The sequence below is a fragment of the Sandarakinorhabdus sp. genome (genome assembly GCF_040398645.1).
In the GTDB taxonomy this organism is placed as follows: Bacteria; Pseudomonadota; Alphaproteobacteria; order Sphingomonadales; family Sphingomonadaceae; genus Sandarakinorhabdus.
Window position 1 is genome coordinate 13,749 of the sequence record NZ_JBBATR010000027.1, and the last position, 5,274, is coordinate 19,022.

Here is a 5,274-nt window from a genome sequence, read left to right on the forward strand (position 1 = left end):
GGCCTTACAGGCCGATTGCAGCCTTGTATGTTTCCAGCAACGCTTCGGCTTCCTGCCGGGCTGCGGTCTCCATTTTGCGCAGGCGCACCAGCGCCTTCATCGTCTTGATATCAAATCCGGTGGCCTTGGCCTCAGCATAGACGTCCTTGATATCGTCGGCCATGCCCTTCTTTTCTTCCTCCAACGTTTCGATCCGTTCAAGGAACAAGCGCAACTGGCTGGCCGAAACATTTTCTTCGCTGGCATTCACTTCGTTCATCATGGTTCCTGTCTGCATCCGGCACCGGCGCGGCTGTGCGCCGGCGCATAGCCGGCCCTGGCAGCGGGTTACCGAACCGCGTCGTTCTTCGCCAGCGATTCGGCCATCAGGTCCAGTTGCGCTTGTGTCGCCGGCTGCTGGTGGCGGGCCTTCCAATCGGCAATCTTCATGCCATGCACATGGCTGCGCGCATCGTCCCTGGTCAGCACCAGGCCAGCGTCTTCAGCGGCTTCGTGAAGCCAATCGCCCAGGCAATTGCGGCAAAAGCCGGTGTGGCCCATCAAATCGATGTTCTGCACATCGCTGCGCTGCTGCAAATGCAGCACCAGCCGGCGAAACGCCGCTGCCTCCAACTGGTCACGCTGCAAATCATCTGCAAAATTCGTCATGGTTTTGCACTTTCCCGCCGCTATAGGCCGTTTCAAAGGTGCCGCAGTGGCAGCCAACCGAAAGCACCCCATGACTGGCCCAACAGCTGAAGCTTTTCAACCAAGACGCCGCCGGGTCAAGGTGCTTGCCACATTGGGGCCGGCCTCAGCCACCGAAACCATGATCGCCCGGTTGCACGCCGCTGGCGCAGATGCCTTCCGGGTCAACATGAGCCATGGCAGCCACGCCAGCCAGGGCGCCCTGATTGCCGCAGTGCGCGCCGTGGAACGGGCGAGCGGGCGGCCGATTGCCATCCTTGCCGATCTGCAAGGCCCCAAGCTGCGCGTCGGGCGCTTTGCCGGCGGCAGCGCCGTGCTCACCAAGGGCCAGGCGTTCCGGTTTGACAGCGACACGGCGCCCGGCAACGGCGCACGGGCGCACCTGCCGCATCCGGAGATTTTTGCCGCCCTCAACGCTGGTGCGCGCTTGCTGGTCGATGATGGCAAGATCGTGCTGCGCGCTGCCGCCGTGTCAGAGGCGGCGATTGATTGCATCGTCGAAGTGCCGGGCACCATCAAGGACAACAAGGGCGTCAACGTGCCCGACGTGGTGGTGCCGCTGCCGGCACTGACCACCAAGGACCGCGCCGATCTGGATTTCGCGCTCGATGCCGGGGTGGACTGGATTGGCCTGTCCTTTGTGCAGCGCCCCGAAGATGTTGCCGAAGCGCGCCGGCTGATCGGCGGCCGCGCCTCGCTGCTCGCCAAGATCGAGAAGCCGGCGGCGCTGGAACGGCTGGAGGAGATCTTGGAAATCGCCGATGCCGTGATGGTGGCGCGCGGCGATCTGGGCGTGGAATTGCCACCGCAAAATGTGCCGCCGGCCCAGAAACGCATCGTTGCCATGGCGCGCAGCTTGGGCAAGCCGGTGGTGGTGGCCACGCAAATGCTGGAATCGATGATCACTTCGCCCAGCCCGACCCGGGCCGAAGTGTCCGATGTGGCCACCGCCATCTATGACGGCGCCGATGCGGTAATGCTGTCCGCCGAAAGCGCCGCCGGCGATTTCCCGGTCGAAGCGGTGACGATGATGGACGCCATCGCCTGCCAGGTGGAGGCCGATCCCGGCTATTATGGCCGCGTGCACTTCACCGAAGTCGGCTCTGGCCGATCAACCGCCGCCGCCATCACCGCCGCAGCCGCCGATATCAGCCGCGCCATCGGCGCCAGCGCGATTGCCTGTTTCACGATTTCCGGATCAACCGCCGGCCGCGCCGCCCGCGAACGCCCCACGGTGCCGGTGCTGTGCCTAACCCCCAGCCAGACCACGGCGCGGCGCATGGGGCTGGTGTGGGGCGTGCACGCCGTCATCACCCGCGATGTGGCCAGCTTTGAAGAAATGGTCGCCAAATCCAAGCGCATGGCGCTGCGCTCCGGCTTGGCAAAGGGCGGCGATCCGCTGGTGCTGATTGCCGGGGTGCCGTTTTCTACGCCGGGCACCACCAATGTCGTGCATGTCGTGCGACTGATCGGGGACGAGCTGAAGAATTATTGAGGCAAGCCAGCACTCAATCGCGCAGGCCCAGCCGAACCAGTTCAGCCGCCAGTGCGTCGTGGCCGCAAAAGTGATGCGCCATAAAACCGTTGTCAGCCGCCGCAGCGACATTTTCAGGCCGATCATCGATGAACAGCCCCTGCCCCGGCGCCAGGCCGAAGCGGCGCAGCGCCAGTTGGTAGATGGCGGGATCGGGCTTGGTCAGCCGCTCATCGCCGGACACGATGATATCGGTGAACAGATCGAAAATCGGCGCAGTGGCGCGAAACGCCGGCCAGAATTCGCCGGAGAAATTCGTGATTGCAAACAGCGGCACGCCGCGCGCCGCCAGCGCGGCCACCAATTCCAGCATGCCCGGCACCGGCCCCGTGACCGTTTCATTGAAGCGCGGCCCAAAGGCGCGAATCAGGTCAGCCTGCGCCGGGTAGAGCGCCGCCAGCGCCGCCGATGTCTGGGCAAAGGGCTCCCCGGCATCATGCTGAAAATGCCACTCCGGCGTCACCACGGTGCTGCAAAACCAATCGAGCTCAGCCGGATCGGCGATCAATTTGGCGTAAAGCGCACTGATATCCCAGCCATAGAGCACATTGCCGACATCAAACACCACGGCACCGATCGTCATTGCTGCTGCCTCCGCCACAAACGACAACAGCCCCGCCGCGAGGCAGGGGTGCATCATGCCACCGGTGCGCTGCCTGCAAAGGCAGCGCGGCGCTTCAGCCCTGGCGGGCCTTGAAACGGCGGTTGGTCTTGTTGATCACATAGGTGCGGCCGTGGCGGCGCACCACCTGGCAATCACGGTGACGAGCCTTCAGGCTCTTGAGGCTGTTACGGACTTTCATGGAAGCTTCCGGCATGAATCAGTGAATGGACGACGCGGGGGCTACGGGACTGCCGAAACTTTGTCAATCTTGGGCCCCGGCTTGGCCCGCGCCGTCAGCTTGTTTCAGCTTTGGTTGCAACGCGGCATTTCACATGCCACCGTCAAGCATCGGCGTTGTTGCAGGGCTTGCTTGGCGGCTTTCCAGGCCCCAACGGTCAAGGCGTGAAACTGAAAGTGCAGATACCGCAATGATCCACATCGATTCCGCGTTTGATTCCGGCAACATCAAGGTCGAACGCTGCGGCGGCCCCCAAGACATTGTGCTGACCATCCACAAGGACGCGGCCAGCGATTTCTACCAATGGTTTCATTTCCGCCTGTCCGGCGCGCGCGGGCAGGCCTGCAGCATCCGCATCACCGGGCTGAACGGCAGCGCCTATCCCGGCGGCTGGCCCGGCTACCGCGCCTGCATGTCCGCCGATCGGCAGCAATGGCACCGCGCGCCTACGGAATTTGACGCCAAATCGGATGGCGGCACGCTCACCATCACGCTCACCCCCGATGCCGATCAGGTCTGGCTGGCCTATTTTGCGCCTTATTCGCTGGAACGCCACCATGATCTGATCGCGCGCATTGCTGCCTGCCCGGGCGTGCGCGCCGATGTTCTTGGGCGCAGCATCGACGGCCGGCCGATTGATCGGCTGGTGATCGGCGATGGCCCGGCCACGCTGTGGCTCTATGGCCGCCAGCACCCCGGCGAAAGCATGGCAGAGTGGTGGATGGACGGCGCACTGGCGCGGTTGACCGATGCCGGCGATCCCGTGGCGCGCAAATTGCGGCAGCTGGCGACCATCCACGTCGTGCCCAACATGAACCCCGATGGCAGCGTGCGCGGCCATTTGCGCACCAATGCCGCCGGCGTGAACCTCAACCGCGAATGGGCAGCGCCGTCGATCGAAAAATCGCCCGAAGTGCTGTGCGTGCGCGATGCCATGGACGCCGTCGGCTGCGATATCGCCATGGATGTGCACGGCGATGAAGCCATCCCGCAGGTGTTCATCGCCGGCTTTGAAGGCATCCCGTCGATCACCGAACGGCAATTGGCGCTGCTGGGTGGCTTCAAGACAAGGCTGGCGCGCATTTCGCCGGATTTCCAGACCGCAAAGGGCTATCCAAAGGCCCGCCCCGGCACGGCCAATCTTGCCATGAGCACCAACCAGTTGGCCGAACGCTTCGGCTGCCTGGCCATGACGCTGGAAATGCCGTTCAAGGACAATGACGATCTGCCCTGCGCCGATTTCGGCTGGTCGCCCGCCCGCAGCCAGCATCTGGGCCGCGATTGCCTGGCGGCCATGCTGGAAACATTGATCGACGACCTTGGCGGATTGATGGGGTGACGGGCTGCCGCAGCCGCCATATCGTCAGCAGGCATAAAAGGAACCGCGGCCATGACCTACGAACACATCAGCTTTGAAACCGATGGCGGCATCGCCACGCTGACGATCAATCGCCCGCAGGCATTGAATGCCCTGCATGTCGGCGTGATTGCCGAAATGATCGATGCGGTTGACCGGGTGCGCGATGAAGGCACAGCCCGCGTGCTGGTGCTCACCGGGGCTGGCCGGGCGTTTTGTTCAGGCGCTGATCTGGCCGGCGGCGGCGCTGGCGGCGCTGCCAAGCGCTCTGGGCCGCCGGATGCCGGTTCGGTGCTCGAATCGCATTTCAATCCGCTGCTGGAGCGTCTGTTTGCGCTGCCGGTGCCGTTCATCACTTCGGTCAATGGCCCGGCGGCGGGCGCGGGCTGTTCCTTTGCGCTGGCCGGCGACATCGTGATTGCCGGGCGCTCAGCCTATTTTCTGCAGGCCTTTGTCAATATCGGCCTGGTGCCCGATGTCGGCTCCACATGGCTGTTGCCGCGCCTGGCGGGCCGTGCTCGCGCGCAGGCCATGATGATGCTCGGGGAGCGGATTTCGGCCGAAACCGCGCTGGATTGGGGTATGATCTACAAGGTGGTTGACGATGCCGATCTGGCCGCTGCCACCCATGCCATCGCGCAAAAACTGGCCGCCGGGCCAACGGTGGCTTATGCGCTGATCCGGCAGGGCATTCGCGATTGCATGGACAAGCCGCTCAGCGAAGGCCTGATGGTCGAACGCCGCAACCAGCTCAAGGCCGGCCGCAGCGTCGATTTCGCCGAAGGCGTCAGCGCGTTCCTGCAAAAGCGGCCGGCGGTGTTTACGGGCAAATAAGCCTCAGACCAACGCCCTTC

At 63.9% G+C, this 5,274-nt stretch carries 7 protein-coding genes; 3 read left to right on the top strand and 4 right to left on the bottom strand.

What is annotated here, in order from left to right:
* Positions 1-4 precede the first annotated feature (4 nt).
* Positions 5-262 (bottom strand): DUF2312 domain-containing protein, encoded by a 258-nt coding sequence (locus ABWP50_RS08005; protein ID WP_353217472.1) that lies wholly within the window; start codon positions 260-262, stop codon positions 5-7.
* 65 nt (positions 263-327) lie between these two features.
* Positions 328-648, bottom strand: a complete 321-nt coding sequence (locus ABWP50_RS08010) for a DUF1244 domain-containing protein (protein WP_353217473.1) — start codon at positions 646-648, stop codon at positions 328-330.
* A gap of 70 nt (positions 649-718) precedes the next feature.
* On the opposite strand from ABWP50_RS08010, the gene pyk reads away from it, so the two are divergent.
* The gene (gene pyk / locus ABWP50_RS08015; protein WP_353217474.1) at positions 719-2,182 is read left to right on the top strand and encodes a pyruvate kinase; all 1,464 of its coding nucleotides are present in this window, start codon (positions 719-721) and stop codon (positions 2,180-2,182) included.
* Positions 2,183-2,195: 13 nt separating this feature from the next.
* Here the strand turns inward: pyk and ABWP50_RS08020 are convergent, their stop codons facing one another.
* Entirely contained in the window at positions 2,196-2,804 is a 609-nt protein-coding gene (locus tag ABWP50_RS08020; protein ID WP_353217475.1) for an HAD family hydrolase, read from the bottom strand.
* A 94-nt stretch (positions 2,805-2,898) separates the two neighbouring features.
* Positions 2,899-3,024 carry a type B 50S ribosomal protein L36 gene (gene ykgO, locus ABWP50_RS08025; RefSeq protein ID WP_353217476.1) on the bottom strand — a complete coding sequence of 42 codons (126 nt, stop codon included), beginning with the start codon at positions 3,022-3,024 and terminating at the stop codon, positions 2,899-2,901.
* Between the two features lie 229 nt (positions 3,025-3,253).
* Between ykgO and ABWP50_RS08030 the strand changes: the two genes are divergently transcribed.
* Complete coding sequence (locus tag ABWP50_RS08030) at positions 3,254-4,402, top strand: M14 family metallopeptidase (protein WP_353217477.1); 1,149 nt, start codon at positions 3,254-3,256, stop codon at positions 4,400-4,402.
* A 51-nt stretch (positions 4,403-4,453) separates the two neighbouring features.
* Positions 4,454-5,254 carry an enoyl-CoA hydratase-related protein gene (locus ABWP50_RS08035; RefSeq protein ID WP_353217478.1) on the top strand — a complete coding sequence of 267 codons (801 nt, stop codon included), beginning with the start codon at positions 4,454-4,456 and terminating at the stop codon, positions 5,252-5,254.
* Positions 5,255-5,274: the final 20 nt, after the last annotated feature.

What these genes read in the sequence shown, in the direction of transcription:
- pyk (WP_353217474.1), top strand. Translation starts at nt 719, where the DNA reads ATGACTGGCCCAACAGCTGAAGCTTTTCAACCAAGACGCCGCCGGGTC.
- ABWP50_RS08010 (WP_353217473.1), bottom strand. Translation starts at nt 648, where the DNA reads ATGACGAATTTTGCAGATGATTTGCAGCGTGACCAGTTGGAGGCAGCG.
- ABWP50_RS08020 (WP_353217475.1), bottom strand. Translation starts at nt 2,804, where the DNA reads ATGACGATCGGTGCCGTGGTGTTTGATGTCGGCAATGTGCTCTATGGC.
- ABWP50_RS08035 (WP_353217478.1), top strand. Translation starts at nt 4,454, where the DNA reads ATGACCTACGAACACATCAGCTTTGAAACCGATGGCGGCATCGCCACG.
- ykgO (WP_353217476.1), bottom strand. Translation starts at nt 3,024, where the DNA reads ATGAAAGTCCGTAACAGCCTCAAGAGCCTGAAGGCTCGTCACCGTGAT.
- ABWP50_RS08030 (WP_353217477.1), top strand. Translation starts at nt 3,254, where the DNA reads ATGATCCACATCGATTCCGCGTTTGATTCCGGCAACATCAAGGTCGAA.
- ABWP50_RS08005 (WP_353217472.1), bottom strand. Translation starts at nt 262, where the DNA reads ATGATGAACGAAGTGAATGCCAGCGAAGAAAATGTTTCGGCCAGCCAG.